The organism is Paraburkholderia sp. HP33-1 (assembly GCF_021390595.1).
In the GTDB taxonomy this organism is placed as follows: domain Bacteria; phylum Pseudomonadota; class Gammaproteobacteria; order Burkholderiales; family Burkholderiaceae; genus Paraburkholderia.
The window spans coordinates 1,383,184-1,409,706 of sequence record NZ_JAJEJR010000001.1; the positions used below are offsets into that span (position 1 = coordinate 1,383,184).

Here is a 26,523-nt window from a genome sequence, read left to right on the forward strand (position 1 = left end):
TATGCAGCCCGTGACCCAGCGCCTCGGTTATCGTGCGATACGCGTTGCCACGGGAACGGCGCTGGCTCTCGTCGTCAGCTTTGGGCTCGATTTCCCGATCCCCGTCGTCGCGCCGGTATTTGCGGTTTTTCTGCTGGCCACGCAGAGCCGTCCGCTGTCGTTGAAGGCCGGGCTGATTCTTTCGCTGGTGGTGGCGTCGACCACCGGCAGCGGCCTGCTGCTCGTTCCATTGCTTCGTCATTACGCGTTGGCCGGCGTGATGCTGATCGGCCTCATGCTGTTCTTCGCGTTTCGTTATGGGCTGCGCGGCGGTAACAATCTCGTCGCGACGTTTCTGGTCGCCGGATTGACCATGATTTCCGCCGCGGGCACGGCCGACTTCGAGCTGGCCTTGACGGTCGTCGGCGCGCTGGCGAAGGGACTTCTGCTGGCCGTGCTGGCGTCGACCCTGGCTCACACGCTGTTTCCCGAACGCGCGGGCGCGCGCGAGCAGCCCGTCAAGGGCGCCATGGCGGACGACGAGGCCGCCTATATCGCGCTGCGTGCCGCGCTCGTCGTCATGCCGGCCTATCTGCTCGCGATGACCGATCCGGCGAACTACATGCCGATCATCATGAAGTCCGTCAGTCTCGGCAGACAAACCTGCACGACCTCGGCCCGCAGCGCCGCACGCGACCTGATCGGCTCGACGCTGCTCGGCGGCCTGCTCGCCATCGCGTTCTGGTTCGCGCTCAGGCTCTTCGTGCATCTCTGGATGTTCTTTCTGTGGATGCTGCTGTTCGGCCTGTTCGTGGGACGCAAGCTCTACGGCCTTCACGCGACGCGTTGTTCGCCGGGCTTCTGGCTCAACAGCCTCGTGACGATGATCATTCTGCTGGGGCAGTCGGTGCAGGACAGCGTCGCGGGCAAGGACGTCTACACCGCGTTTGCGGTGCGAATGGGGCTGTTTCTGGCTGTCACGGTCTACGCGTGTTTGATGCTTCTGTTTTTCGAGCAGCGCCGCCGTGTGGAATGAGGCGATGCGGCATGCAGCATCCGGGCCCTGACTGATGGCCGCAACGCCGATCCGGTGATCGCAAGAGGAGCGCGCAATGGGAAATGCGAGAGACGATGATGCTGGCCGTCTTCGGGCCAGCGAGATCCTCAAGGAAATGGCGAGGACGCTCTGGCATCTGAGAGCGATCCTGCTGGGCCTGCTTGTGCTGTTCGTCTTGCTGACGCTCGGCATGTACTACTGGGGCGCGCCTGTCGAGACAGCGAACCGGACACCCTCGTCGATGGATGAAACCGTGTACTTCTGCGCGATCACGGCGCTGACGATCGGGTACGGCGATGTCGTGCCGACTTCGACATTCGGCCGGATCGACGCCGTATGCCTTGGGCTGATCGGACTGGTGTTCACGGGGTTGTTCGTGGCTGCGGCAGTGCGAGGTGTGCAGGAGGCTGCGCGTCGGACGGAGGCGGGTGGTTAGCCTTGGCTGCGATCTGCTTGCGATCCGTTCGTGCCCGCATGTTCAGGCGCCGGGCCGTCGGGACTCTTGAGTATTGACTGCGGGCGCGAAAAGGGGGAGCGTGTCGGTCTGGGCTTGGGTTCGCTGTTGTCTCGATCAGACCAATTATCCGAGGTAACCATGTGGATCTTCCGTGTGGATGAGCCTCGTCTCGGGGCCGTCCGGATTCGCGAATGGCGCCGCCGCGCGCGCCACACGATCGGCCTTCTCGTCCTGCTGCTGGGCAGCGCCGTCACGGGGCTGGTCATCCTCGATCAGTCCAATACCTCGTTCTCCGACAAAATGCTTGCAGCCCTGTGGAATGGGCTCAACCTCGTCACGACACTCGGCGCCTTCAGCGAGTTCAATCAGCCTCAAAAGGTCTTCATGCTGCTGGCCATGATCGCGACGCTGGTGATCGGCGGATTCGCGGTTTCGAGGCTCACGGGCATGCTATCCAGCGACGATGTGATGGCTTATGGGGAGAACAGGCTCATGGAACCCAAGCTCGATCAACTTGCCAATCATGTCGTGGTGGTGGGATTCCATGCGCTCGGTGAACTGGTCGCTGAGCGTCTGCACGACGCGGGACAGACTGTGCTCGTCCTCGTGGGCGATCAGGTTCAGGCCCACCGGGCGGCCGATCGCGGCCACCTGGTCGTGCTCGGTTCGCCGGGCGACTTCGACGACGTGCTCGAGCTTGCGCGGCTGGAGAAGGCCAAAGCGCTGGTCGTGACGACCCCCGACAGCAATAACAATCTGGCGGTCACGTTGATGGCGCATGCGCTGAATGCATCGCTCCCGATTGCGGTGCCCGGCGAAAACCCCTTAAGAAAGATGCTGTTCGAGAGCGCGGGGGCATCCAACGTGGTGATCGCAGACGAGATCATTGCGAACGCGCTCGTCGGCAAGCTCACAACCCGAGTGGAGGTAGACAGATGAAACCAGCGGCTTCCACGCCGTCTCATCAGCATCGCATGCCCTTGCTGCAAGGGCTTTTGCCCTTCAATTCCGCTCAACTGCCGCACGACATCATCGCCGGGCTCACGCTGGCGGCACTCGGCATTCCCGAGGTGATGGGATACACGAAGATATCCGGCACGCCCACCGTCACGGGTCTTTATACGATCGTGTTGCCGCTGGTGGCGTTTGCGATTCTGGGTGCCTCGCGTCAACTGGTGGTCGCGGCGGACTCGGCGACAGCCGCCATCCTCGCCGGTACGCTGACGACCGTGGTCGCATTGGGCAGCAAGGAATACGTCGCCCTTACGAGCACGGTGGCCCTGACGGTCGCCGTGATGCTGGTGATTGCGCGTATCTTTCGGCTCGGTTTTCTGGCCGACTTTCTTTCCCGCAGCGCACTGATCGGCTTCCTGACAGGGGTGGGCGTGCAGGTCGCGGCGGGTGAACTCGCCGGCTTGATCGGGCTCGCGAAGCAGGGGCACGGCCCCCTCATGCAACTGGTGAGCGTGGTTCAACGGGTCGGCGAGGCGAACTATGCGACCACGCTTCTGTCGCTGGCCGTGCTCGTCGTGATCATCGGGTGCAAGCGCCTCACGCCGCGCGCACCGGGTGCGCTGATCGCCGTCATCGGCTCCATCGTGGCCAGCGGAGTATTCAATTTCGCCGGACGTGGCATCGCGGTAACGGGTGAAGTGCCCGGCGGACTTCCGTCGCTGTTCGTGCCGCCGCTGCATGCGAACGAGATCAACCAGGTGCTGGCGACGGCGGCCTCGTGCTTCATCGTCATCATCGCGCAGAGCGCGGCGACGGCGCGAGCCTACGCCAACCGCTACAACGAGAAGGGCGACGACAATGCCGACATCATCGGACTCGCGGCGGCGAATGCGGCGGCCGCGTTGACGGGTACCTTCGTCGTGAACGGCAGTCCGACCAAGACCGAGATCGTCGATGATGCGGGAGGCCGTACCCAGTTCGCCCATCTGACCACGGCCGTGATCGTGGTGCTGGTGCTGCTATTTCTCACGAGGCCGCTCAGCCTGATGCCCGCCGCCGTGCTCTCGGCCATCGTCTTCATGATCGGCGTGAAGCTGATCGACGTGAAGGGGATGGTCGAACTCTATCGCATGCAGAAGGACGAATTCGTCGTTGCGTTGCTCGCGGCCGGTGTCGTCGTGTTCGTCGATGTGATGCACGGTATTCTCGCTGCCGTCGTGCTGTCGCTGATCGCGCATGCGCGGCATAGCTACCGCCTGCGCACCCGCGTGTTGGCGCGTAGCCCCGCTGGCCATCTGATCCCGCATCACGTCGAGCCGAATCTGCTTGCGGCGCCCGGCATCGTCGTCTACCGGTTCGAGGCGGATCTGTTCTATGCGAACACGGGGCGCTTCACGGCGGAAGTGCTGAAACTGGCCAACGAGGCAAGCGTTCCGTTGCGCTGGATCGTGATCGACGCAACCGAGATCAGCAATATCGACTACACGGCGGGCAAAACCTTGCTGCAGTTGGGTGTGGAGCTTGATCAGCGCGGCCTCGGTATCGCCGTGGTCGCGCTACCGGAGGGCGTGCGGCACGAACTCGACCGGTATGGGGCACTGCGCGTGAATAACGCGCATCGCGAGATCTTTGCCACAGTCGAAGCGGCGATCGAGGCGCTACGCAACCTCTCGCCACCCGCGTCCGCGCCTGCACCTGCGCCGGACCCCAAATCGAAATGAGGCAAAGCGAAGCGATGCAAGGCGGTCCGAGCTTGAATCGATAAAGGAGTGACGGATGTCTGATTCCACTGCTGCAAAGCCCGCCCAACCCGCCACGGATCACGCCGCTTCCGGGACACTGGCGGCACCAGAAGATCCGTCCACACTGTTTGCGGGGCGTGGCTCGTTGGCCGCGCGCGTCGAGCAGGGCAAGGCGGCGCGCAAAAAGGCGCCGCGCGCGGATCTGGCGGTCTGCAAGATCGGGGATCGCGATCCCATCGAGCTGCTCGACGCGTCCAACGTGGGCCGGGTGGAGGAGCTGATCCCCATCCGTTACGGGCGGATGGTTGCGAGTCCGTTCGCGTTCTATCGGGGTGCCGCGCCGCTGATGGCACATGATCTCTCGAAACTGCCGCATTCCGACGTGACCGTGCAACTGGGCGGCGACGCGCATCTGGCCAATTTCGGACTGTTCGCGAGTCCTGAGCGGCGCATTCTTTTTGGACCGAACGACTTCGACGAAACACTGCCGGGCCCGTTTGACTGGGATGTGCGCAGGCTCGCTGCATCGTTCGTGATTGCCGCGCGCGAACGCGGCTTTGCGCTGCGTGACCAGCGGGCCGTAGTGCGCCGGCTCTGCGAGACGTTTCGTCAACGGATCGCCGACTTCAGCGGCATGGATACGCTCGACGTCTGGTACTGCCAGTTCAAGGCGGCGAGCATGCTGGCGATCGCCGATTCGATAGAGGAAAGAAGGAAAGAACTGGCTGTCATCGAAAAAGCAAGGCAGCAGTCGTCGCGCTCCGTGATGACTCACGCGACCGAGCTTGTCAACGGCAAGCTGCGCATCAAGGACGCACCGCCGCTCGTGTACCACATCCCGCTGGAGAGCCACCACGACAGTAAGCAATACGATGCGATGGTTCGGCGCTTCTTCGCCGACTACCGGTTGACGCTGCCCGACGACAGGCGCGCCCTGTTCGATCGCTATGAACTGGTGGATGTCGCCATTCGCGTGGTCGGCATCGGGTCGGTGGGAACCCGTTGCTACGAGGCGCTCTTCATGGCCGACGGAGAGTGCCCGCTGTTCCTTCAACTGAAGGAGGCGCGGGCTTCGGTGCTGGAGGGGTACCTGCCGCCGAGCCGCTATCCGAATCACGGCCAGCGGGTGGTGAACGGGCAGCGTCTGCTGCAGTCGGCCAGCGATATTTTCCTCGGCTGGTCGAAGATGCGTCACACGGGCAATGACTTCTATGTGCGGCAATTGCGCGACATGAAGGGCGCGTTCGACTTCACCACGTTCGACGTCGAAGATCTCGGCGAATACGCGGTGTCCTGCGCGCACGCGCTGGCTCATTCGATGGCGAAAGCAAGCGATCCCGCGTTGCTCAGTGGATATCTCGGCAAGTCGGATGCATTCGACGAAGCCATCGTGCAATTCGCGCTCGCTTACGCGGAACAGAATGAGGCGGATTGGACGGTTTTGAAAGCGGCAGTCAAGGCGGGACGGATTCAGGTCATTCGTGACTGAGGGCTAATTGCCTTCCGGCATTTTCGACGAATGATGGCTGGTAATGAGCCACTTGTGTCCATTCCACGCGTAGGTGAACGTATAGCGCGCCTTGACGACCGAGCCGTCCGCGAGCCTGAAGCTATAGAGACCGGCGTCGATCGCCGTGTTGCATTCGATCATGATGACGCGGAAGTCGATCGTGCCGACGGGTTTGCTTTCGAGGAAGTGTTTGAAATAGTCGATCTTTTCGTCAGCGGTCAAACGCGGCTTGTTCGAGACGGTGGGCAGCAGGATCGAGTGCGGCGCATAGTTCGCCACGACCTTCTGCGGGTCGCCGGTTTTCAGCGAGTCGTTCCAGCGATCGAACAGCGCGGAAATCTGTTTCTGCGAGGTGGGATGGCAGGCTTCGGACCTGGCGAATGCGCCGCCATGGATCACGGCCGCAACCATCGCGACAACAACGGACGACCTCGATACGCTGATTCTCATGATGCCCTTCGCGATTCGTTGCAGGTGGATTCTTCCGCCAGTAAATCGAATCTGCGTGCGGCCTATCCGCCACAGCATCGGCATTACAGGACAAGGGCCCGTTTTATTTGTGCCGGTTCAGCTCGCTTCTTCCAGAACCACGACACTGCGCGCCTCCACGCGACATTGTTCGCTCTCGATGGCGGCCTGTTGCGCAGGTTGCACGATGTCATGCGGCGTGTCGCGCGCGGTATCGACGATACGTCGCCAGTGCCGCCCGTCGGGCGCGGGTAGCTGGACCGTGCGCGCGCAATCGTCCATGTTGAAGACGGCGTGCAGCGCAGGTTCGCCGGGCACTTCGCCGCCCAGCGTGACGACGAGAAGCCGTGCGCCTGAATCGTGCCAGCCCGGCTCGTGCAGGCGCTCGCCGTGCCATGCCACATCCGGTCTCGTCTGCCCGGGCGAGGGCCGCCCGGTGAGGAAACGTCGCCGGCGCAGACTCGCGTGGCGCTTGCGCAGCGCAATTAGCGCCTGCACGAAGCGCAACATGGCCGAGCCGGATTCCGTGGGTGTCCAGTCGAACCAGCCAAGCGCGTTGTCCTGACAATACGCGTTGTTGTTGCCGCGCTGGCTGCGCAGCACCTCGTCGCCGGCAAGCATCATCGGCACGCCCTGGCTCAGAAACAGGAGCACCATCGCGTTGCGCGCCTGGCGGTGCCGCAGAGCGAGAATCTTCGCGTCGTCGGTCTCGCCCTCGGCCCCGCAGTTCCACGACAGGTTGTCGGAATTGCCGTCGCGATTCTCGTCGCCGTTGGCTTCGTTGTGCTTCGACTCGTAGCTCACGAGATCGATCAGCGTGAAACCGTCGTGGCACGTCACGAAGTTGATGCTGTTGTTGGGCAGCCTGCCGTCGTCCGCATAGAGGTCCGAGCTGCCCGCGATGCAGGTGGCGACCTCTCCGATGAGCCCCGGGTCGCCGCGCACGAAACGGCGAATCACGTCCCGATAGCGGCCGTTCCACTCGGCCCACGCCATGCCGGGAAAGGCGCCGACCTGATACATGCCCGCGGCGTCCCACGCCTCCGCTATCAACGGCACATGCGAGAGCACACGCGAAGACTCGATCGCCCAGGGCAGCGGTGGATCGGGCATCAGCTCGCCGTGCTGGTCGCGCGCGAAGATACTCGCCAGATCGAACCGGAAACCATCGACGCCCATCCGTACCACCCAGTATTCGAGGCAGTGAACGATGAACGCCGTCACCAGCGGATGGTTGCAATTGACTGTGTTGCCGCAGCCGGTGTAGTCCCGATAGCGGCGCCAGTCGGCCGCGTCGAGGTGGTAGAAGATATCGTTCACGAGGCCCTTGAAGTTGATGATGGGTCCCGTCTCGCCCGCTTCGGCGGTATGGTTGAACACGACGTCGAGTAGCACGCCGATGCCGGCGGTGTGCAATGCGTCGGTGAGCGCGCGGAACTCCTGCGGCGCTCGCGCGGGGTCGCGGCAGTATCGGGGATGCGGACTGTAATAGCTATGCGTGCTGTAACCCCAGTAGTTGGTCAGTCCGCGTGCCGCCGCCGCGGGCGGAACGTCCTGCTCGTCGAAGGCCATCACAGGCAGCAGCTCGACGTGAGTCACGCCGAGTTGCTTGAGGTACGGAATCTTCTCGATCAGGCCGGCGAAGGTGCCGGGATGCTCCACGCCGCTCGACGCATGACGCGTGAAGCCGCCGACATGCAGCTCGTAGATGATCGCGTCGTCGAGCCCGCGCGAGACAAGGGTAGAGCACACGGGCAGGGTTTCCGTCACGATCGCGCGATGCGTCGCGTGCCCGGTGGGATTCGGCTCGCCCGGTGGAGGCCGCGTCCACAGAACGTCGCTGACCGCGCGGGCATAAGGGTCGAGGAGCTCCCTGTCGGGATCGAACAGCTCGCCGCTTGACTGCGTGTCGCGCGGACCGTCCACCCGCCACGTGTAGTACGTGCCGAGCGGCAACTCTTCCACCATCACATGCCAGTAGAAGAAAGTTCGATTGCTGTCGGCAGCGAGTGTGACGATCTGAAACGGCTCGGGGCTGCGCGCAGCCTCATACAGCAGCAACTCGACGCGCGTCGCGTGGCGGCAGAAGATGCAGAAATTGATGCCGCCGGGCACCGCGCTCGCGCCTGGCGGAAAACGCGACCCGGGGCGAACCGCATAAGCACGGCTCAATCCCGTTTCAGGGTCATCGGTCAAGGGCGATCCTCACCGGGCGGATGTTCCAGATCTTCTTGCAGTATTCGTCGATTGCGCGGTCGGAAGAGAACTTGCCCGAGCGCGCGGTGTTCAGGATCGACATGCGGGTCCAGCGCCGCGTGTCCTGCCAGGCGGCGCTGACGTCGTCCTGACGCGCCACGTAGGCGGCGTAATCGGCCAGCACGAGAAACGGGTCCGCCTGCATCAGATTGTCGATGAGTGGGCGGAACATCTCGCGGTCTCCGCGCGAGAAATGACCGTCGGCGATCAGATCCAGCACGTCGGCCAGTTCCGCATTCTCCTTCACATAGTCCGCGGGGTGATAACCGGCATGCCTGACACTTTCCACCTCGTCGGCGGTCAGGCCGAACAGGAAGAAGTTGTCGTCGCCGACTTCTTCACGGATTTCGATATTGGCCCCGTCCAGCGTGCCGATCGTCAGCGCACCGTTCATCATGAACTTCATGTTGCCGGTGCCCGATGCCTCCTTGCCGGCCGTCGAAATCTGCTCGGACAGGTCGGCGGCGGGGTAGATGAAGTGCGCATTCTTCACGTTGAAGTCCGGATAGAACACGACCTTCAGCCGCCCGTTCACGAGCGGGTCGTTATTCACGACTTCGGCGATGCCGTTGATCAAACGGATGATGAGCTTGGCCATCGCATAGCCGGGCGCCGCCTTGCCGCCGAATACGAAGCAGCGCGGTGTCAGCGCCAGTTGCGGGTTACGCAGCAGGCGCCGGTACAGTGTGACGATCAGGAGCGCGTTCAGATGTTGTCGCTTGTATTCATGGATGCGCTTGACCTGCACGTCGAACAGCGCGGCAGTGTCGACGCCGATGCCCGTCGCGTTGCGGATGCGCTCAGCGAGCACGGCCTTGTTCGACTGCTTCACGCGAGCCCAGCGCTCCTGAAACGCGGCGTCGTCGGCATACGCTTCGAGCTTGCGCAGTTGCGCGAGATCGGTTTCCCAGCCAACGCCGACGGTTTCGTCGAGTAGCCGCGCGAGCGCCGGATTGCACAGCAGCAGGAAGCGGCGCGGCGTGACGCCGTTCGTGACGTTGTGAAAACGCTCGGGCCACAATTCGGCGAAGTCTCGCAGCACGGTCTGCCTGAGCAGCCTGGAATGCAGTTCGGCCACGCCGTTGATGGCGTAGCTGCCGACCGTCGCCAGGTGCGCCATGCGCACGAGCTTGTCACCGCGCTCGTCGATCAGCGACATGCGCGCGACGCGCGCTTCATCGCCCGGATAGCGTTGCCGGATCTCTTCGACGAAACGACGGTTGATCTCATAGATGATTTCGAGCAGGCGCGGCAGCAGGTTGCGCATGAGCGGCAGCCCCCAGGTCTCGAGCGCTTCGGGCAGCAGCGTGTGATTGGTGTAAGCGAGCGCGTGCCGCGTGATTTCCCAGGCCTCGTCCCACGGCACCTGCCGTTCGTCCACCAGCAAACGCATCAGCTCGGCGACGGCGATCGACGGGTGCGTGTCGTTCAGCTGCACGCTGAACGTCTGTGCGAAGCGCCCGACCGGTTCGCCCTTGATGTCGAGCAGGCGCAGCATGTCCTGCAGTGAGCAGGACACGAAGAAGTATTGCTGCGCGAGACGCAGGCGCTTGCCGGCCTCGGGCTCGTCGTTCGGATAGAGCACCTTCGACAGCGTCTCGGAGATGACCTTTTCGTTGACGGCCTCGTAATAGTCGCCGGCGTTGAAGTCTTGCAGGTCGAACGACTCGACCGCCTCGCTCTTCCACAGCCGCAAGGTGTTGCACGTGTTGACGTGATAGCCGGGCACCGGCGTGTCGCAAGCCACGCCTTTGACTTGCCGCGTAGGCGTCCAGCGCACGCACAGGCGCCCTTGTGCATCGGTTTCGTTGTGGGTGTAGCCGCCGAACCCTACGTAGTACGAGACCTCGGGACGCACGATCTCCCATGGATTGCCCTTTTGCAGCCACTTGTCGGTGGTTTCCACCTGCCAGCCGTCACGAATCTGCTGATCGAAGATGCCGAACTCGTAGCGAATGCCATAGCCGACGGCCGGTATTTCCAGGGTCGCGAGCGAATCCAGATAGCAGGCCGCGAGCCGGCCAAGCCCGCCATTGCCGAGCCCCGGTTCCTCTTCGATCGCGAGCAGGGTGTCGAGCTCGACGCCGAGCGCGCGCAGCGCATCGCGCGCGTTGGTGTCGATGCCGAGATTGACGAGGTTATTGCCGAGTTGCGGGCCGATCAGGAACTCGGCGGAAAGGTAGCAGGCCACCCGCACATCGTGTGCGGCGTAGGTCTGCACGGAGGCTGCCCAGCGGGCCAGCATGCGGTCGCGCACGCTGTACGCGAGCGCCATGTACCAGTCATGCGGGCCGGCGATCGCCGGATAGCGGCCCCGCAGGCACAGCAGATTGTCGAGCACGCCGCGCTGGAGCGCCGTGGCGCTCAGGCCGGTGCGTGCCGCATCCGTGCCGGGCGGCGGGGTCGTGGTGGGAGCGTCGGCCATGGTGCTTTCCCCGGTGCATGCTGCGCGTGACGTTCAGAACGGCCAGACCCAGTCGGCGACCTCGGCGCGGTCCGTGCCGTGCGTATGCGCGTAGTTGAGGTTGCTGACGATCGCGTTTCTCATGTCTTCCCTGAGATGCGCCGATCTGTCCTGCAAACGCGGTACGCGGTCGAGCACGTCGATCACCAGATTGAAGCGGTCCACCTGATTGAGAATGGCCAGTTCGAGCGGCGTGTTGATGTTGCCTTTCTCCTTGTAGCCCCGCACGTGCAGATTCTCGTGATTGCGAAAGCGATAGGCGAGCTTGTGAATCAGCCACGGGTAACCGTGGAAATTGAAGATCACCGGCTTGCTGGTCGTGAACAGGCTGTCGAACTCGCGGTCGGTCGAGCCGTGCGGATGCTCGCTCGCCGGCTGCATCCTGAACAGGTCGACCACGTTGACGAAACGCAGCTTGAGTTCGGGCAGGCGTTCGCGCAGGATCGCCGTCGCCGCCAGCGCTTCCTGGGTGGCGACGTCGCCGCACGAGGCCATCACCACGTCCGGTTCGGCGTCCGCGTCGTTGCTCGCGCGCGGCCAGACGCCGATGCCTTTGGCGCAGTGCACGATGGCTTCGTCGATGGTGGTGAATTGCAGGTGTTTCTGCTTGTCGGCCACGATCACGTTGATGCAGTCGGTGGTGCGCAGGCAGTGGTCGGCGACCACCAGCAGCGTGTTCGCGTCGGGCGGAAGGTAGACGCGGGTGACCGAGGGGCTCTTGTTGGTGACGAGATCGATGAAGCCGGGGTCCTGATGCGAGAAGCCATTGTGATCCTGCCGCCACACGGTCGACGACAGCAGAATGTTTTCCGCCGACACCCACGCGCGCCAAGGCACGTGAGTCCTGCTGATGTCGAGCCACTTCGCGTGCTGGTTGAACATCGAATCCACGACGTGCGCAAAGGCTTCGTAGGTATGGAAGAAACCGTGGCGGCCCGTCAGCAGATAGCCTTCGAGCCATCCCATCAGCGTGTGCTCCGAGAGCATCTCCATCACGCGCCCGTCGCGTGACAGTTCGCCGCCGTCCTCATCCTCGGGAAGCATGTCGGCCATCCACACCTTCTTGCTGACCTCGTAGATCGACTGGAGACGGTTCGATGCCGTTTCGTCCGGGCCGAACACGCGGAAGGTGTTCATATTGCAGCGCATCGTGTCGCGCAGAAATTCGCCGAGCGGCCGCGTGTTCTCCTGCAGCACCTTGCCCGCATGGTGCACATCCACGGCGTACGCGCGAACGTCGGGCAGCTTCAGTTCGCGGCGCAATACGCCGCCGTTCGCATGCGGATTGGCGCTCATGCGCCGCTGGCCTTCGGGCGAAAGCGCCTTGAGTTCGGGGATCAGCGTGCCGTCGGCATCGAAAAGTTCGTCGGGCCGGTAGCTGCGCATCCACTGCTCGAGCACTTCGAGATTGGCGGAGTTGTTGCGCACGTCCGCAAACGGCACCTGGTGCGAGCGCCATGAGCCTTCGACCTTGTGGCCGTTGATCTCCTTCGGTCCGCTCCAGCCCTTGGGCGTGCGCAGCACGATCATCGGCCACAGCGGCCGTTCGAGATTGCCCTTCACGCGTGCCTGCTGATGGATCTCGCGAATTTCGCCGAGCACGGTATCGAGCGTGTGCGCCATCTTCTGATGCATTTCCGCGTGATCCGATCCTTCGACGAAATGCGGGGTGTAGCCATAGCCGACAAAGAGCGCTTCCAGTTCCCTGCTGCTGATGCGCGACAGGACGGTCGGGTTGGCGATCTTGTAGCCGTTCAGATTCAGGATCGGCAGCACGGTGCCGTCGCGGGCCGGATTGATGAACTTGTTCGAGTGCCACGCGGTGGCGAGCGGCCCGGTCTCAGCCTCGCCATCGCCAACCACGCAGGCCACGATCAGGTCGGGGTTGTCGAGCGCGGCGCCATACGCGTGCGACAGGCTATAGCCAAGCTCGCCGCCCTCATGGATGGACCCGGGTGTCTCCGGCGTCACATGCGAACCGATATGGCCGGGAAACGAGAACTGCTTGAAGAACTTCTGCATGCCCTCGGCATCTTCACTCTTGTCGGGATAGATCTCGGAGTAGGTGCCTTCGAGATAGGTGGGGCCGAGCACGCCCGGTGCGCCGTGTCCCGGACCTGCCATAAAAATGACATCGAGGTCGTCGCGTTTGATCACGCGGTTCAGATGCGCCCAGACGAACGATAGTGCCGGGCTCGCGCCCCAGTGTCCGAGCAGGCGATACTTGACGTGTTCGACTTTCAGCGGCTCGCGCAGCAGCGGATTGTCCAGCAGATAGATCATGCCGACCGAAAGATAATTGCATGCGCGCCACCATGCATCGATCAGCCGAAGTTCGTCGCCGCCGAGCGCGGTCTGCTGCGAAGCGTCCGCCGCGGATTGATTGCCCATGCCGACCTCTCCTGGTTTTGCAGCCTGCACCCGAGGGTGTGGATCGTGCCGGGTGCGCTGCGCAGGCGCTTCGATGAGTGATGGGGTCCGAGTCGCGCCTGTTGGCGGACCTCTATCTACAACGGGGGATTCTTCGTCAACCGGTGAACATTCAATAACGCAGAATATGTTACTGCGCGCAGATTGCAAGGATGATCCGTTGGCCCCTCGAGCGGTTTGCAGAGCCGCATTGGCGCATTCACGCCGCGATCCGATGCTCGTAAAACGGCCGGTCCCGATCGTCGAGAATCGCGTACAGTGCGCCCAGATCGCGCGGATCGGGATTCAACCACGCGTCGATATGCTCAGGCTTGATCGGAATGATGCAGCGATCATGCCCCGCGGCGGCAACCTCGGGTGGCGGCTCGTCGGTGATCGCCGCGAAGGACAATAAATCCGGCTCGCCTTTGCCGCTCCAATGGGACCATAAGCACGCGACCAGCATGTCGTGAGGCGGGTTAGGCCTGAATTCCAGGCGGACGTTTTCATCCTTCTCGCCGGGCGCCAGCTCACGGCCTTCCATCCGCGCGCGCGACACGTTCTCATAGAAAGCGCTGGCCAGAACGAGTCCATGCGAATGGCCGAATAGCGCTTTCCAGAAACCTTCGAGACTGTCCCGGCGAGCGTTATACGTGCCGGGATAGCGGGTGTCGTACGATGCGGGCTTGCCGGCAAGGCGGCACTGATAGCGCATCGGCTTGACGACACGCTGGCCGTTTTCCATCACCATCACAGGCGCGTAGTAGCCCGGGAAGATGCGCGAGTCGGCGGCTTTCGGATCGGTTCGCCCGAGGTCTTCGAGCCGCTCGAGCGTGCGCTCGATCTTGTCTTGCGCGATCCGCTTGCTCTCGCTGGCCGCCTTGGTGACTTTGGTCTGCAGAGAGCGCTCGGCATCGGCGAAGCGGGTGCGCTGTTTGAACAGTTCCTGTTCGAGCTTCACCGTTTGCTGCGATCTGAAGCGCTCGATTAGCGCCCAGACTTCCCGTTCCGCGTCGGACTGCGGTTCCGAGAAGGCGTCTTCCATCGCCTTGGGAATTCTGGCCTGACTGTCCTGCGCACGTTCGAAGAAAAGACGCGCGAATTCATGAATGCTCATCTGCGCGCCGAACATGCGGACATAGCGGCGGTAGTCCGCCAGAATCTGAGCCGAATAGCACATGGATGCCTCCGTTCGCTTTTGCCGATGATACGCATTTGCGCGCTCCGGTCAGCAGAAGTCTCTGCTCGTCGTCTGCAACTCGCCCAGCAGATGAGACATGTCGACGAGGCGCTGCGCCACGAGGTGCCGTACTTCTCCCTGACACTGCCATGTACCGTACACGGCGAGCAGCGCGGCGCCCAACGCCTCTTTGCGTTGCTTTTCAAGGAGGCTCGGCCAGATGATCACATTGACGTTGCCCGTCTCGTCTTCGAGCGTGACGAACACGACGCCCTTGGCCGTGCCGGGACGCTGACGGACCGTCACCAGTCCACAGCCGCGCGCGAGGCGGCCGTCGCGATAGGTCCGCAGCGTCGAGGCCGGCATCAGCCGGTTCGCGAGCAACTGCGGCCTGAGCAGTTCCAGCGGATGGCGGTTGAGCGTCAGGCCGAGCGAGCGATAGTCCGCCACGATGTCGTTCGCTTCGCTCGGTGCGCCGAGCTCGGGTGTTTCGTCCTGAGTCGCCGCGGCCGCGAGCAGATCCTTGTCCGGCACCGCGGCGACCGACTGCCACAGCGCTTCGCGGCGGTTTCCCGCGAGCGATGCCAACGCATTCGCCTGCGCGAGCGCATGCAGGTCCTTGCGGTCGAGCTGCGCGCGGCGCGCGAGATCGTTGACGCTCGCGAACGCACGAACGGCGCGCGCGTTCTCGATCCGTTCGGCGGCGCCGTCCTTCATGCCGCGCAGCAGCGAAAGACCGAGCCGCACGGCAGGGCGCGTCGCGCCCGCAACGGGTTCGAGCGATGAATCCCAACCGCTGATCGTCACATCGACCGGCAATACCTGGACGCCATGCCGCTGCGCATCCTGAACCAGTTGCGACGGCGAATAGAAGCCCATCGGCTGGCTGTTCAGCATCGCGGCGAGAAAGGCCTCGGGCTCGTGGCACTTGAGCCAGCTGCTCGCATAGACGAGCAGCGCGAAACTGGCCGCGTGACTTTCGGGGAAGCCATATTCGCCGAAGCCCTTGATCTGTTCGAAGATCGCCTCCGCGAAGGCCCGGTCGTAGCCGCGCTCCTGCATGCCGAGCACGATGCGGTCGTAGTATTTTTCGAGGCCGCCCTTGCGTTTCCAGGCGGCCATCGCGCGCCGCAACTGGTCGGCTTCGCCGGCCGTGAAGCCGGCCGCGAGAATCGCCACCTGCATCACCTGCTCCTGGAAGATCGGCACGCCGAGCGTGCGGCCCAGAGCGGTCTTCAAGGCGTCGCTCGGATAGGTCACGGGCTCGAAGCCCTGGCGGCGCTGCAGGTACGGATGCACGGCGCCACCCTGAATCGGACCCGGCCGCACGATCGCGACTTCGATGACGAGGTCGTAGAACTCGCGCGGCTGCATGCGCGGCAGCATGCTCATCTGCGCGCGCGATTCGATCTGGAACACGCCGACTGTATCGGCGGCCGAAATCATCGCGTAGGTCGCCTCGTCCTCGGCGGGGATGTCCTGCATTTCGAAGCGTTCTCCGCGCTGTTCCGAAACGAGGTCGAGCGTGCGCCGGATCGCCGACAGCATGCCGAGCGCGAGCACGTCGACCTTCAGTAAGCCTAATGATTCGAGATCGTCCTTGTCCCACTCGATCACCGAGCGGTCCACCATCGCCGCGTTTTCCACCGGCACGAGCCGCGTGAGCTTGCCGCGGCTGATCACGAAGCCGCCCGAATGCTGCGACAGGTGGCGCGGAAAATTCAGCAGTTGCGAGGCGAGCTTCGCCCATGCCTGAATCAGGGGCTTGTCCGGATCGAGGCCGGATTCCGCGAAGCGCGCGAGCAGCCCCTGGCTGGTATCGAACCAGTGATGCGACTTCGCGACCGCATCGACGATCTGCGGATCGACGCCGAGCGCCTTGCCGGTTTCGCGCAGCGCCCCGCGCGGACGATAGGTCGACACCGCCGCCGCGATCGCCGCCCGGTCGCGGCCGTACTTGCGGTAGATGTACTGGATCACTTCTTCGCGCCGCTGGTGCTCGAAGTCGACGTCGATATCGGGCGGCTCGCCGCGCTCCTTGCTGATGAAGCGCTCGAACAGCATGTTGCCGCGCGCGGGGTCCACTTCGGTCACGCCGAGGCAGTAGCAAACCGCCGAGTTCGCCGCCGACCCGCGCCCCTGACACAGAATGTGCTGGCTGCGCGCGAAGCGGACGATGTCATAGACGGTCAGGAAATACGGCTCGTACTGCAGGTCCGCGATCAGTTCGAGTTCGTGCTCGATCTGCTGCTGCACGTGATGCGGAATCCCCGCCGGAAACCGCCGCTGCGCGCCGATGTAGGTCTCCTGGCGAAGATACGAGGCCGGCGTATGGCCGGCCGGTACCAGCTCGTCCGGATACTCGTAGCGCAGCTCGTCGAGCGAAAACGTGCAACGGCTCGTGATGTCGAGCGTCGCGGCCAGCGCGTCTTGCGGGTACAGGTTGGCGAGCCGCAACCGCGAGCGCAGATGCTGCTCGGCGTTCGGCGCGAGCTCATAACCGCACTCATGGACCGGTTTGCCGACCCGGATCGCGGTCATCGTGTCCTGCAGCGGCTTGCGCGAGCGCACGTGCATCACGACTTCGCCGAGCGCGACCACCGGTACGTCACGACTGCGCGCGACGAACTCGACCGCGCCGCGATGCATGTCGTCCATCGCGCGTTGATGGAGCACGAGGCCGACCCATGCGCGGCCGGTGAACGTTGCGTCGAGCCATTCGACCTGCGCGTCGAGCGCGTCTTCGCTGGCCGGGAAATCCGGCACGAGAATCGCGATGCAGTCGGGCATGCCGAGCAGATGGCGATAGTCCTTCTCCGGCCGCGACAGATCCTGCGGCGTGAGCCGGTATTCGCCCTTGGGCGCGCGCATGCGCGCAAGCGTGATGAGCTCGGACAGATTGCCGTAGCCGTTGCGGTTGCGGGCGAGCAGGATCAGGCCGAACGCCGGTGAACCATCGGCGTTGACGAGCCGGAAATACGCGCCGACGATAAACGGCAGCTTCGCTTCCTTCGCCGCGACATGCGCGCGCACGACACCCGCGAGCGAACACTCGTCGGTGATCGCGAGCGCGGAGTAGCCGAGTTGCGCGGCACGCCCGGCCAGTTCTTCAGCGTGCGACGCGCCCCGCAGAAACGTGAAGTTGGAAAAGCAGAACAGCTCGGCATACGCCGGCAGCATCGTGAAGGGGGTGTCCATGGCCGCTCATCCGCGCCTGTCAGCCGAACAGGCCATGCAGGAACCAGCGTTGCTCTTCTTCCGCGTCGCGGCTGCTCACGCGTTCGCGATAGATCCAGTAGCAGCTCTGGTCGTCCGCCTGCGCGACGAAGTAGTCGCGCGTGACGAGCTCGCCGTCGAACCAGCCGCTCTCGATGCGCTCGCCTGGCGACACCATGCGCAACGGCGAGCCATAGAACGGGCGGTGCTGGCGCATCAGCAGACGCACGGGTGTGTCGAGCATCCACGTCGGGCGCGGCAGATTCTGCGGCAGCGGGCCGGGCTTGATGGGCTGCGCCACCGGCAGCCAGCGGTTCGCAATCTCCGGACGATGATCGGCGCTCGGCGCGGGCTTCAGCACATTCTCTTCGCCGAGCCGCGCGACCAGCAGTTCGAGCAGGCGCTCGTGATCCTCCTTCGAGCCGCCCGGTTCGGGAAACAGCGAGTCGGACGCGGGCGCGGCCGACTCGACGTTCGACGCATCGAGCCGCAACGCAATCACGGGCGCGCTCAGCTCGATACGATGCAGCCGCTCCTTCAGGAGTCGCATCAGATGTTCTTCGCGCCAGCTCGGCTCGCCGAGCGCGACGTCGATGGTGGTCGGCTCGATCGCAGCGCGGCCGCGCTCGTGTTCGAGCGACAGGCGAATGCCGGTGACCGCGAGCTGTTTCGCGCACAGCCAGCCGCACAGCTGCACGACCAGCCGCTGCGCGCCGAACACCGCGCCATCCGCGTGTTCGAGCCGGTCCGGCATCTCGATGCGCGCGCTGAACGTGGGCGGCAGTTCGAGCCAGTCGAACAGTTCGGGCGCGCTCCCGAACGCGCGGTCGAGCGAGTCGAGCAGATGTTCGCCGCAGCGGCGCTGCAAGCCGGCGCGGGGCAGGCGGCGCAGATCGGCGATGCACTCGCAACCTAGGCCGGTGAACCAGTCGGCGAACGGGCGGACTTCGGGCACGGCGAGCATCGGCAGGGCAGACAGGCGCTGTTCGAGCGATGCGAGTTTCAACACGCGCCGGTTGCCATATTTCGCGAGCAGCCACGCGCCCTGGCCGGTCGGCGCGGCACTGATGCGCGCGGTGAAGCCGAGCGCAGCGAGGATGGCCTTCGCGTCGCGGCACAGCACGAGCAGGCCGCCGAAAAGCCGCAGACTCGCGCCGATCTCGACGATGACCGTCGCTTCGTCGAGCAGCGCGACTTCAGGCGAGAAGCGCATCAGCGCGACACCCACCTCGCGATGGGCAGCCGCCTCGCGGCCGCTATCGCGCTCGAACATCTCCGTTTCCGGTGACAACGTCAGCACGCCCCCGCGCTTCATGCCGGGGCGCACGCCCGCCGAGCGCGCGGTGGGGTCGGCCATGACCACCTTGTCTTTCTCCAGCACCGCGCAGCCATGCGCGGGCTCAGGCGACCACTTCGGCCTGAAGACCTCGAGCGGCAACTTTGGCAGATGAACGGCGAGAAAGACGCGCATGTCGGGAAAGCAGAACGGGGGTGGGTTGAAGGGGAATCGACAGGGGCTCTGCGCGAGCGGGCCCTCGTCGTTTCACGATGTCGATGGTGAGGCCTTCGGCCGATGGCCTGAGCGCGAGCCGCAGCAGCGCGGGCGACGCGTCCTGCGCGGTGGCGAGCGGCCGCACCATGATGAAAAGCGTCTCCGACGACTGCGCCGCCAGATGCAGACGGCGCAGCGACGACGCCTGCGCGTACTGCGCCCAGAAGATCAGCGCGCCGCAACTGCCGGCGCGCAGGATCTGTTCGGCGGACCACAGCGCGTCGGCGGTTTTCGGCGCATTAATGCGCAGCACCTGCTGCAGCGACAGGCCGATGTAGTTGAGCCCGAGGCCGTCCGGCGTGTGCGGCGGCTGCACGAAGGCGATTGGACGCTCGCCGACGGCGCTGAGCGCCGGCCGCAATAACCTCAGCTCGCCGACGCCGGCCTGCTGCACGAGCAGATCGACCAGCGCGCCGAGCGGCCAGCCGCCGCCGGGCAATTCCGCCGACAGGGCCGGATAGCCGGTATCGACGCTGCGGCCGCGGCCCGCGCCAAGCTGGGACGCCCGCCACAGGGACGGGTGAATGGCTTCCGGTGCGGGCAGGGCGGCTGTCATTTGCGAAAATACCTGTATGGATATACAGTATCCTACATGTTTTTTATGAGATAGCGAACAGGCATTTTTTTGGGGGGACGGGTTCATGGACATGCGAGTGCGCAAGCCAGTCGGGCATCCGATGCCGGAGATCGCGGCGTTCGTGGCCGAGCTGAAAGCGGTGTTCGGCGAAGAGGGCATCGATGAAGTGATTCGCCGTGGCAAGGCGGGTGAGCCGACCTTTCATGCGCAGGAAAACGGGCGCTCGGCGGGTACTGCGACGCCGGTTGCGGCGAACGTCTGGCGGGTGGATCGCGCGGTGCGCGATCGTCATTACTGCGACGGTTGCGACGGCTCGTGCGTTGGCAGCTCGAAGTCGTGCCGTCCATAATGGCAGCGGCCCTCAACCTCGGAGAACCCCATGCTGCGCACGTACCTCGGAAGTTGCCATTGCCAACTCGTGAAGTTCGAAGCTCGCATCGATTTCGACAAGGGCACGTCGAAATGCAATTGCAGCTACTGCAGCAGGCTGCGCTTCTGGCATGTGCAGGTTCGCCGGGAGGACTTTCGTCTGCTTTCCGATGAAGCCGCGCTGAGCGAATATCAGGGTGACAATCCGGTCGCGCATCACCCGTTCTGCAAACGGTGCGGGGTGCACGTATTCGACCGCATCGACATGCCCAACGGCACCGGGTATCCGTATATCAACGTGAACATCATGTGCATCGATGAACTCGATCTCGACGCAGCGCTGAATGCGCCCGTGACCTATCGGGATGGGCTGCGCAACGACTGGGGCAATTCGCCGGAGGAAATCCGGCATCTTTGATTCCGCCGCTCAGGGCGCTCTGCGCGGATGATGGGGAATGTCCGGCTGATGGGCGTCCAGTTCATGACGTTCGCACGCAAACTGAACGAACTCGGGTTTGAAGCGCGAAGGATCGTCGAGCGTGCCGGCATAGAGCGTCACGATGTCCGGCGCGTGATGCGGTGTTGCGAATAGCAGGCTGCCGCAATGAGGGCAGAAGTTGCGCGTCGTGGGCATCCCGCTGCCGCCGATCTTCGTATAAGGCCTGATTTCGCCATTGAACGAAAAGCCCGCGGCGCTCACCACGACGACCGGCAATCCCGCGGAACCGGACGCACGCTGACAATCGCGGCAATGGCAGATCAGTTGCGCGAGCGAATCGCCGCGAGCTTCGTATTGCACCGCGCCGCAGAGGCAGCGCCCCAGCCAGGGAGTCGACATCGATCTTCTCCGGTTGAAATGATCTCGCCGTGCTACCGACGTTGGTCGACGCGATAGCGCCCCAGGCTGATGCCGGTCGCGCGCTTGAATGCGATGCTGAAAGCCGTATCCGACAGGTAGCCGATGCGTGTTGCGATCGACATCAGCGGCTCGTCGGAATGCTTCAAGGCCGTCATCGCAATGGCGATGCGCCACTGATGCATCGGGACTCGAGTGTGTGCTGATCGACCATGAGGGGTGATGTCGACGCGAATACTGAAGTCGATGTATCGATGCTACGTCGAGACGGCGCAACTCGAGCCGACCATCGCGTTCTACGAGATGTTGCAGCAAATGCAATGCGAACGCCGGCTCGCTTTCCCGGAGACCGGTATCGACGTTGCCGTGATCGCCGCATTCATTGTGCCCGCCGGTACGCAGGACGCGCTTGCTCCAGTTCGGCATATCGAATCGGCACTGATCGTCGATACGCTCGACGATTTCGTCGGGCCGTTGTGTGCGCTCGGCGCCGGTGTGCCCGATGAATTTCATCGAACTCCCATGGGGCGCAATATGGCCGTGCTTCATCCAGATGGTTTCGTCGCCGAATACTTCGAATCCGCGACATGGAACATCACCGTTGCGTTACAACGAGCATGAGGGCGTCTCCAGGTGGAATTGCAGGGAAACGGAATTCGTCGGACTAACGCCGCGTTCGTTAGGCTCGAAGACACGGAAATCGTCGGGCTGCCGGCAAGAGGGAGCGAGGCGACCCACCTGGCCGAGATCGGTCATGAAGGCCAGTTCCCGTCATTGCTCTACCTGAGCAAATGGACGCTCATATGGCCGATGCGCTTCGGTAGCTGACATTCGCCTCGCAGTGTTGCCCCGAACGGGGCGGCCGGCTGCATACAGCCATCGGAGCTTCCGCTAGAGAGATGGACAAACGCAAGGGATCTCACGCTTCATGTCCCATCCAGTCGGGATTACCCGTCCGGTAGCCGCCATGACCTTCGTCTCTTGCACGAAAGGGCGGCTGAAAACAAGGCGGCCGATTACCTTGAACCGCCTGCACCCGAACCACCTCCGCCGTGACCGCCTCCACCTGAACCGCCTCCGCCGTGACCGCCTGCGCCCGAACCGCCTGCGCCCGAACCGCCTGCGCCCGAACCGCCTGCGCCCGAACCGCCTGCGCCCGAACCGCCTGCGCCGGAACCGCCTGCACCCGAACCGCCTGCGCCGTGACCGCCTGCACCCGAACCGCCCGCGCCCGAACCACCTGCACCCGAACCGCCTGCACCCGAACCGCCTGCACCCGAACCGCCCGCGCCCGAACCGCCCGCGCCCGAACCGCCCGCGCCCGAACCGCTCGCGCCCGAACCGCCCGCGCCCGAACCGCCTGCGCCCGAACTGCCTGCACTCGAACCGCCCGCGCCTGAACCGCCTGCGCCCGAACTGCCTCCGCCGTGACCGCCTGCACCCGAACCGCTTGCGCCTGCGCCCGAACCACCTGCGCCCGAACTACCCGTGCCCGAACTACCCGTGCCCGAACTGCCCGTGCCCGAACTGCCCGTGCCCGAACTACCCGTGCCCGAACTACCCGTGCCCGAACTGCCCGTGCCCGAACTACCCGTGCCCGAACTGCCCGTGCCCGGACTGCCCGTGCCCGGACTGCCCGTGCCCGGACTACCCGTGCCCGAACTACCCGTGCCCGAACCACCCGCGCCCGAACTGCCCGCGCCCGAACTGCCCGCGCCCGAACCGCCTCCGCCGTGACCGCCTGCAGGCTGTCCTTGAGCCAGCCGCAGTAAAGCAGAATTCCGGGAAGGAGCACCGCGGTGATCGAACGAAGCGGAAGACACGGGCGGGGCGAGTTCAGCACTGCCAATTGCAGTTCCCCGCGCAGGAGGTAACGATGATCTCGCGACATGATCGGGCGAAGACACTTGTTGCGTTGGCGGTGTGAGTCGGGTGATCTCTGGCGCATGCCGCGCGATTGCTCTCACGGGTGGCGCCGAATGGCGGCGATTCTGTGTGGCGGCATAGCTTGCTTGATCGGGCTCTCGTGTAGCCGACTGCGGCGCAGCAGAATCCGGAGTAGGTCCAGCGCGGTGATCGGACGTAGCGGAAGACAGAGGCGGGGCGAGCTCAGCGCTGGCAACCGCGGTTCCGCGAGGGGGAGGCGACGATGGCAGCGCGACATGACCGGACCAAGACGTGTTTCGCGCTGGCGACGTCGATCCGATGATCCCGAGCGCCTGATCATCGTCGAACCGATCGTCAGACGCGACGATACCCATGACCCCGACAGCGAATACGCTTGCCGACGCAACCCAAAGCGCGAGGCGTCTGCCACGCGAAGGCGGTGCGGTCTTGATGTCTGCATCCGGGCTACCTGCACCCGAATGCGTATGCGTGGCCTGCCTGAACATTCCAACACGCTTCGGATCGTTTCACCTGATCCTTCCATTCACTACGTTCATGTGCCGTCCCCTTGCGGAGTGCTCACCGAAATGAGCCGCGGTACGGCGCGTTCGCCCCTGGTTCCGCCACGGCAATGTGAGCGGTGTACCAGGTTCTCTATGGTAAGCCTATGCGCTATGAAAACGCTCGCCATCTTCGTGGCCGATCCGGACGGGTGGCCGGAGTTGCCGTCTGCCGTGCTTTTCCGCGATGACTCGACAGTTGGCGACGATCCGATGCAGGTGCAGCATTCGCTGTGCCTGATAGGCCGAACTCCAATGGAATTGTGAGATCGTGGATATAGCATGGGCATACACGATCCAACAGGATCCGCGCCAAGCGAGGGGCAGATCGAACTGGAAAAAATGGAAAAGAGCGATCTATTGGTGAATCTGCTCAACCTTGGCGCGCAACATGGACCTTTCCAGCCGCAACAAAAACGCATTGCTCGCCGCCTGCTTGGTCGGCAAGCCTCGACAACCTAAAGTTGTTCTGTCATGGCGACCCACATCCATCCCATGCCCCGCGATCTGAAACACCTCGCTTCCGGCTACGAGCTGACGCGCGAACACCTGGCGCAGGGCACGCTGCTACACGCGTTGCGAGCGGACCCGCCGGCCGGTCTGAAGTTGCGCAGCGACGCGGAGCTCGAACGGACGCTGCAGGTGGTGCTCGACGCTCACGAGTCCGCGCGGGACCTTCACGTGTTCGGCTACGGCTCGCTGATGTGGAATCCGGCGCTCGAGGTCGTCGAGACCAGCGTTGCACGCGTGCACGGCTGGCATCGCGGCTTCTGCCTGCGAATGATCTTCGGACGCGGCACGCCCGAAGAGCCCGGCGCGATGCTTGGGCTCGACCGCGGCGGCGCGTGCAACGGCCTGCTATACCGGATCGATGCCGCGAAGGTCGAGGCCGAGTTGCGATTGCTGTGGCGGCGCGAGATGCTGGCCGGCGCATACGACGCGCGCTGGGTTCCGGCGACGGTCGACGATCGCCACATCCGGGCGCTGACGTTCGTCGTCAACCGCGCGCACGATCGCTATATCGGTGGCTGTCCGATCCATCATGTCGCACACCTGATCCGCACGGGACGTGGGCCGCTCGGCACCTCACGCGCGTACTTCGACGAAACCACGTTGACGCTCGAACGTCTCGGCTTGCGCGATACGGGCATCGAACGCCTGCGGCGCGCAATCGGCGACGCTGACGTCGCTGAAGCCGCCGGGTAGACGTAGACGTCACCCACGCATCACCGCCGGCGCAGTTGCTCGTCGCGCTCGAACAGTTCGACGAGCCAATCGATAAAGACACGCGCTTTCGCGCTCAGATAACGGTTGGGCGGGTAGATCACATGCACCGGGATCGTCGGTTGCGGCCAGTCTTCAAGTAGCGGCACGAGTTTGCCCGCGGCAATCGCGTCGCGCACCGAGTAGGTCGGCGCCTGGATGAGCCCGAGACTGGCGAGGCCCGCGGCGAGATAAGCGTTTGTATCGTTGACGACGAGCCGGTGCTTCAACTGGAGACCGTCTTTCCGATCGTCGTACAAAAACGGAAACGATGGCGGGTAGCCTGCATGCGACGGAATCATGCCGATGGTCGGCAGATCGCCTAACTGGTCCGGCGAGATCGGCGTGCCGTGCGCCTCGAGAAACGCTGGCGTCGCGCAGGTCGTGAAACCGAAACTGCCGATCTGCCGCGCGACCAGAAACTGCTCGTCGACCTTGCCCGCGCGGATCGCGCAGTCGAAGCCCTCGGCGATCAGGTCGGCGCGCTCGTTGCCGACCTCGAGTTCGATCCCGATGTCGGGATAGGTGCGGTAGAAGTCGTCGAGCGCCGGCACGAGCACGAGCGCGCCGATTGCAGTCGCCGCATCGACGCGGAGCCTGCCCGATGGTTTCATCCGCGCATGCGTGGTCGACGATTCGATGTCCGCGAGTTCCGCAAGAAGGCGCACGACACGCTCGTAGTAGATCGCTCCTTCCGGCGTGACCGTGACGGAGCGCGTCGTGCGATGCAAGAGGCGGACCTTCAGGTCTTCCTCGAGCTTCTGGATGAGTCGCGTCAGCGAGGCATTCGGCATGTCGAGCGTTTCGGCCGCCTTCGTGAACGTGCCTGCTTCCACCACACGGACGAAAGCGTTCATCGCTGCGATGCGGTCCATGACGGGCGTCTCCGTTCGATCGCGAAGACGCCATTAGACCGCACAATTTCGCTGCCTGCTGCTCGCGCCCGCTGTTAGTGCTGACTGTTAGCGCCCGTTGAAGTCCATGACCGGACGCGGACGTCCCGCCTTCAGCGCTTCGACGGCGGAGCGGATTCCGCGCTGGGCGTCGTCGGTTTCGAACAACGGCATCGCAATGTCGGACATTGCTTCGTCCGCGGCCGCTACGCCGCCGACCGCCCACGCACGCAACAGCGCCTTGTGAGCGGCGTAGGCGCGAGTGGGGCCGAGCGCGAGCTTGCGCGCGAACGCGGTTGCGGACTGCAGCAGATCGGCGTCGGCGACGACACGATTGACGATGCCGAAGCGTTCCATCGTCGCGGCGGGGACTTTCTCCGAGGTCAGCGCCCACTCGGATGCGCGCGAGCGGCCCGCGCGCTCCGCGACCCGGTAGATGCCGCCAAGCACCGTGACGATGCCGAGCGTCTGTTCGGGATGGCCAAACGTCGCCGATTCAGCCGCGAAGAGCACGTCCGCGCGCAGCGCGAGTTCGAAGCCGCCGCCGAAGCACAGCCCTTGCACCGCGGCGATGACCGGCACAGGAAGATGCTCGAAGCGATTGAACACGGACATGTAGTGGTCGAAGCGCGCACGCAGTTCACGCACGCTCGCATCGGGCCACGTCATGATGTCGCCGCCGAACGAGAAGTTTTCGCCTTCGCTGCGCACCAGCACCGCGCGCGCGTCGCTGCGCTCGATGGCGGTGACGGCTGCGGCCAGCTCGTCGATCATCTGGTCGTCGATGCGGTTTTGCGGAGGGCGGTCGATGACGATCGTCGCGAGGCCATCGTCGAAACTGACAGTCAGGTGAGACATGGAGGAGTCCTTGGTG

Annotated in this window: 24 protein-coding genes; 12 read left to right on the top strand and 12 right to left on the bottom strand. The window is 64.1% G+C overall.

The window, feature by feature from the left end; genetic code table 11:
- The first annotated feature begins 1 nt into the window (after position 1).
- From L0U81_RS06215 to L0U81_RS06235, 5 genes are all read left to right on the top strand, one after another.
- A complete protein-coding gene (locus L0U81_RS06215; protein WP_233800877.1) occupies positions 2-1,015 on the top strand; it encodes a DUF2955 domain-containing protein in 1,014 nt (337 codons plus the stop codon).
- 76 nt (positions 1,016-1,091) lie between these two features.
- A complete protein-coding gene (locus tag L0U81_RS06220) occupies positions 1,092-1,472 on the top strand; it encodes a potassium channel family protein (RefSeq protein ID WP_233800878.1) in 381 nt (126 codons plus the stop codon).
- A gap of 159 nt (positions 1,473-1,631) precedes the next feature.
- The gene (locus tag L0U81_RS06225; protein ID WP_233800883.1) at positions 1,632-2,432 is read left to right on the top strand and encodes an NAD(P)-binding protein; all 801 of its coding nucleotides are present in this window, start codon (positions 1,632-1,634) and stop codon (positions 2,430-2,432) included.
- Positions 2,429-4,168, top strand: a complete 1,740-nt coding sequence (locus tag L0U81_RS06230) for a SulP family inorganic anion transporter (protein ID WP_233800885.1) — start codon at positions 2,429-2,431, stop codon at positions 4,166-4,168. Before L0U81_RS06225 ends, L0U81_RS06230 begins: the two co-directional genes overlap by 4 nt.
- Before the next feature lie 55 nt (positions 4,169-4,223).
- Positions 4,224-5,678, top strand: coding sequence for a DUF2252 domain-containing protein (locus tag L0U81_RS06235; protein ID WP_233800887.1), 1,455 nt, complete (start codon positions 4,224-4,226; stop codon positions 5,676-5,678).
- Positions 5,679-5,681: 3 nt separating this feature from the next.
- On the opposite strand, the gene L0U81_RS06240 is transcribed toward L0U81_RS06235, so the two are convergent.
- The 8 genes from L0U81_RS06240 to imuA form a co-directional block, all read right to left on the bottom strand.
- A complete protein-coding gene (locus tag L0U81_RS06240; protein WP_233800893.1) occupies positions 5,682-6,149 on the bottom strand; it encodes a DUF4440 domain-containing protein in 468 nt (155 codons plus the stop codon).
- A 117-nt stretch (positions 6,150-6,266) separates the two neighbouring features.
- On the bottom strand, positions 6,267-8,363 hold the full coding sequence (gene glgX / locus L0U81_RS06245; protein WP_233800894.1) for a glycogen debranching protein GlgX: 2,097 nt from the start codon (positions 8,361-8,363) through the stop codon (positions 6,267-6,269).
- Complete coding sequence (locus L0U81_RS06250) at positions 8,353-10,848, bottom strand: glycogen/starch/alpha-glucan phosphorylase (protein WP_233800896.1); 2,496 nt, start codon at positions 10,846-10,848, stop codon at positions 8,353-8,355. Before L0U81_RS06250 ends, glgX begins: the two co-directional genes overlap by 11 nt.
- Before the next feature lie 33 nt (positions 10,849-10,881).
- Positions 10,882-13,278 (bottom strand): phosphoketolase family protein, encoded by a 2,397-nt coding sequence (locus L0U81_RS06255; RefSeq protein ID WP_233800898.1) that lies wholly within the window; start codon positions 13,276-13,278, stop codon positions 10,882-10,884.
- Between the two features lie 238 nt (positions 13,279-13,516).
- Positions 13,517-14,476: an SOS response-associated peptidase family protein gene (locus L0U81_RS06260; protein WP_233800900.1), complete on the bottom strand. Its 960-nt coding sequence runs from the start codon at positions 14,474-14,476 to the stop codon at positions 13,517-13,519.
- Between the two features lie 48 nt (positions 14,477-14,524).
- Positions 14,525-17,674, bottom strand: a complete 3,150-nt coding sequence (locus L0U81_RS06265) for an error-prone DNA polymerase (protein WP_233800902.1) — start codon at positions 17,672-17,674, stop codon at positions 14,525-14,527.
- A gap of 19 nt (positions 17,675-17,693) precedes the next feature.
- Positions 17,694-19,163, bottom strand: a complete 1,470-nt coding sequence (locus L0U81_RS06270) for a Y-family DNA polymerase (RefSeq protein ID WP_233800904.1) — start codon at positions 19,161-19,163, stop codon at positions 17,694-17,696.
- Positions 19,093-19,800, bottom strand: a complete 708-nt coding sequence (gene imuA, locus L0U81_RS06275; protein WP_233804244.1) for a translesion DNA synthesis-associated protein ImuA — start codon at positions 19,798-19,800, stop codon at positions 19,093-19,095. The genes L0U81_RS06270 and imuA overlap by 71 nt, the downstream gene beginning before the upstream one ends.
- Before the next feature lie 85 nt (positions 19,801-19,885).
- On the opposite strand from imuA, the gene L0U81_RS06280 reads away from it, so the two are divergent.
- Positions 19,886-20,170: a hypothetical protein gene (locus L0U81_RS06280; protein WP_233800906.1), complete on the top strand. Its 285-nt coding sequence runs from the start codon at positions 19,886-19,888 to the stop codon at positions 20,168-20,170.
- Between the two features lie 30 nt (positions 20,171-20,200).
- A complete protein-coding gene (locus L0U81_RS06285) occupies positions 20,201-20,608 on the top strand; it encodes a GFA family protein (protein ID WP_233800908.1) in 408 nt (135 codons plus the stop codon).
- A 9-nt stretch (positions 20,609-20,617) separates the two neighbouring features.
- Here L0U81_RS06285 and L0U81_RS06290 read toward each other — a convergent pair whose 3' ends face one another.
- Complete coding sequence (locus L0U81_RS06290; protein WP_233800910.1) at positions 20,618-21,028, bottom strand: GFA family protein; 411 nt, start codon at positions 21,026-21,028, stop codon at positions 20,618-20,620.
- 32 nt (positions 21,029-21,060) lie between these two features.
- Positions 21,061-21,231 (bottom strand): helix-turn-helix domain-containing protein, encoded by a 171-nt coding sequence (locus L0U81_RS06295; RefSeq protein WP_233800912.1) that lies wholly within the window; start codon positions 21,229-21,231, stop codon positions 21,061-21,063.
- A 37-nt stretch (positions 21,232-21,268) separates the two neighbouring features.
- Here L0U81_RS06295 and L0U81_RS06300 point away from each other — a divergent pair, with 37 nt between their 5' ends.
- The 5 genes from L0U81_RS06300 (at position 21,269) to L0U81_RS06320 (ending at position 24,699) form a co-directional block, all read left to right on the top strand.
- Positions 21,269-21,667: a glyoxalase gene (locus L0U81_RS06300; RefSeq protein ID WP_233800914.1), complete on the top strand. Its 399-nt coding sequence runs from the start codon at positions 21,269-21,271 to the stop codon at positions 21,665-21,667.
- Between the two features lie 867 nt (positions 21,668-22,534).
- Positions 22,535-22,783 carry a hypothetical protein gene (locus L0U81_RS06305; RefSeq protein ID WP_233800916.1) on the top strand — a complete coding sequence of 83 codons (249 nt, stop codon included), beginning with the start codon at positions 22,535-22,537 and terminating at the stop codon, positions 22,781-22,783.
- A gap of 824 nt (positions 22,784-23,607) precedes the next feature.
- Complete coding sequence (locus tag L0U81_RS06310) at positions 23,608-23,760, top strand: hypothetical protein (RefSeq protein ID WP_233800918.1); 153 nt, start codon at positions 23,608-23,610, stop codon at positions 23,758-23,760.
- Positions 23,761-23,775: 15 nt separating this feature from the next.
- Entirely contained in the window at positions 23,776-23,955 is a 180-nt protein-coding gene (locus L0U81_RS06315) for a hypothetical protein (protein ID WP_233800920.1), read from the top strand.
- Positions 23,956-23,988: 33 nt separating this feature from the next.
- Positions 23,989-24,699 (top strand): gamma-glutamylcyclotransferase, encoded by a 711-nt coding sequence (locus tag L0U81_RS06320; protein ID WP_233800922.1) that lies wholly within the window; start codon positions 23,989-23,991, stop codon positions 24,697-24,699.
- A gap of 20 nt (positions 24,700-24,719) precedes the next feature.
- Here the strand turns inward: L0U81_RS06320 and L0U81_RS06325 are convergent, their stop codons facing one another.
- Both L0U81_RS06325 and L0U81_RS06330 read right to left on the bottom strand, forming a co-directional pair.
- Positions 24,720-25,631, bottom strand: a complete 912-nt coding sequence (locus tag L0U81_RS06325) for a LysR family transcriptional regulator (RefSeq protein ID WP_233800924.1) — start codon at positions 25,629-25,631, stop codon at positions 24,720-24,722.
- 87 nt (positions 25,632-25,718) lie between these two features.
- The gene (locus L0U81_RS06330; RefSeq protein WP_233800926.1) at positions 25,719-26,507 is read right to left on the bottom strand and encodes an enoyl-CoA hydratase/isomerase family protein; all 789 of its coding nucleotides are present in this window, start codon (positions 26,505-26,507) and stop codon (positions 25,719-25,721) included.
- Positions 26,508-26,523 lie beyond the last annotated feature (16 nt).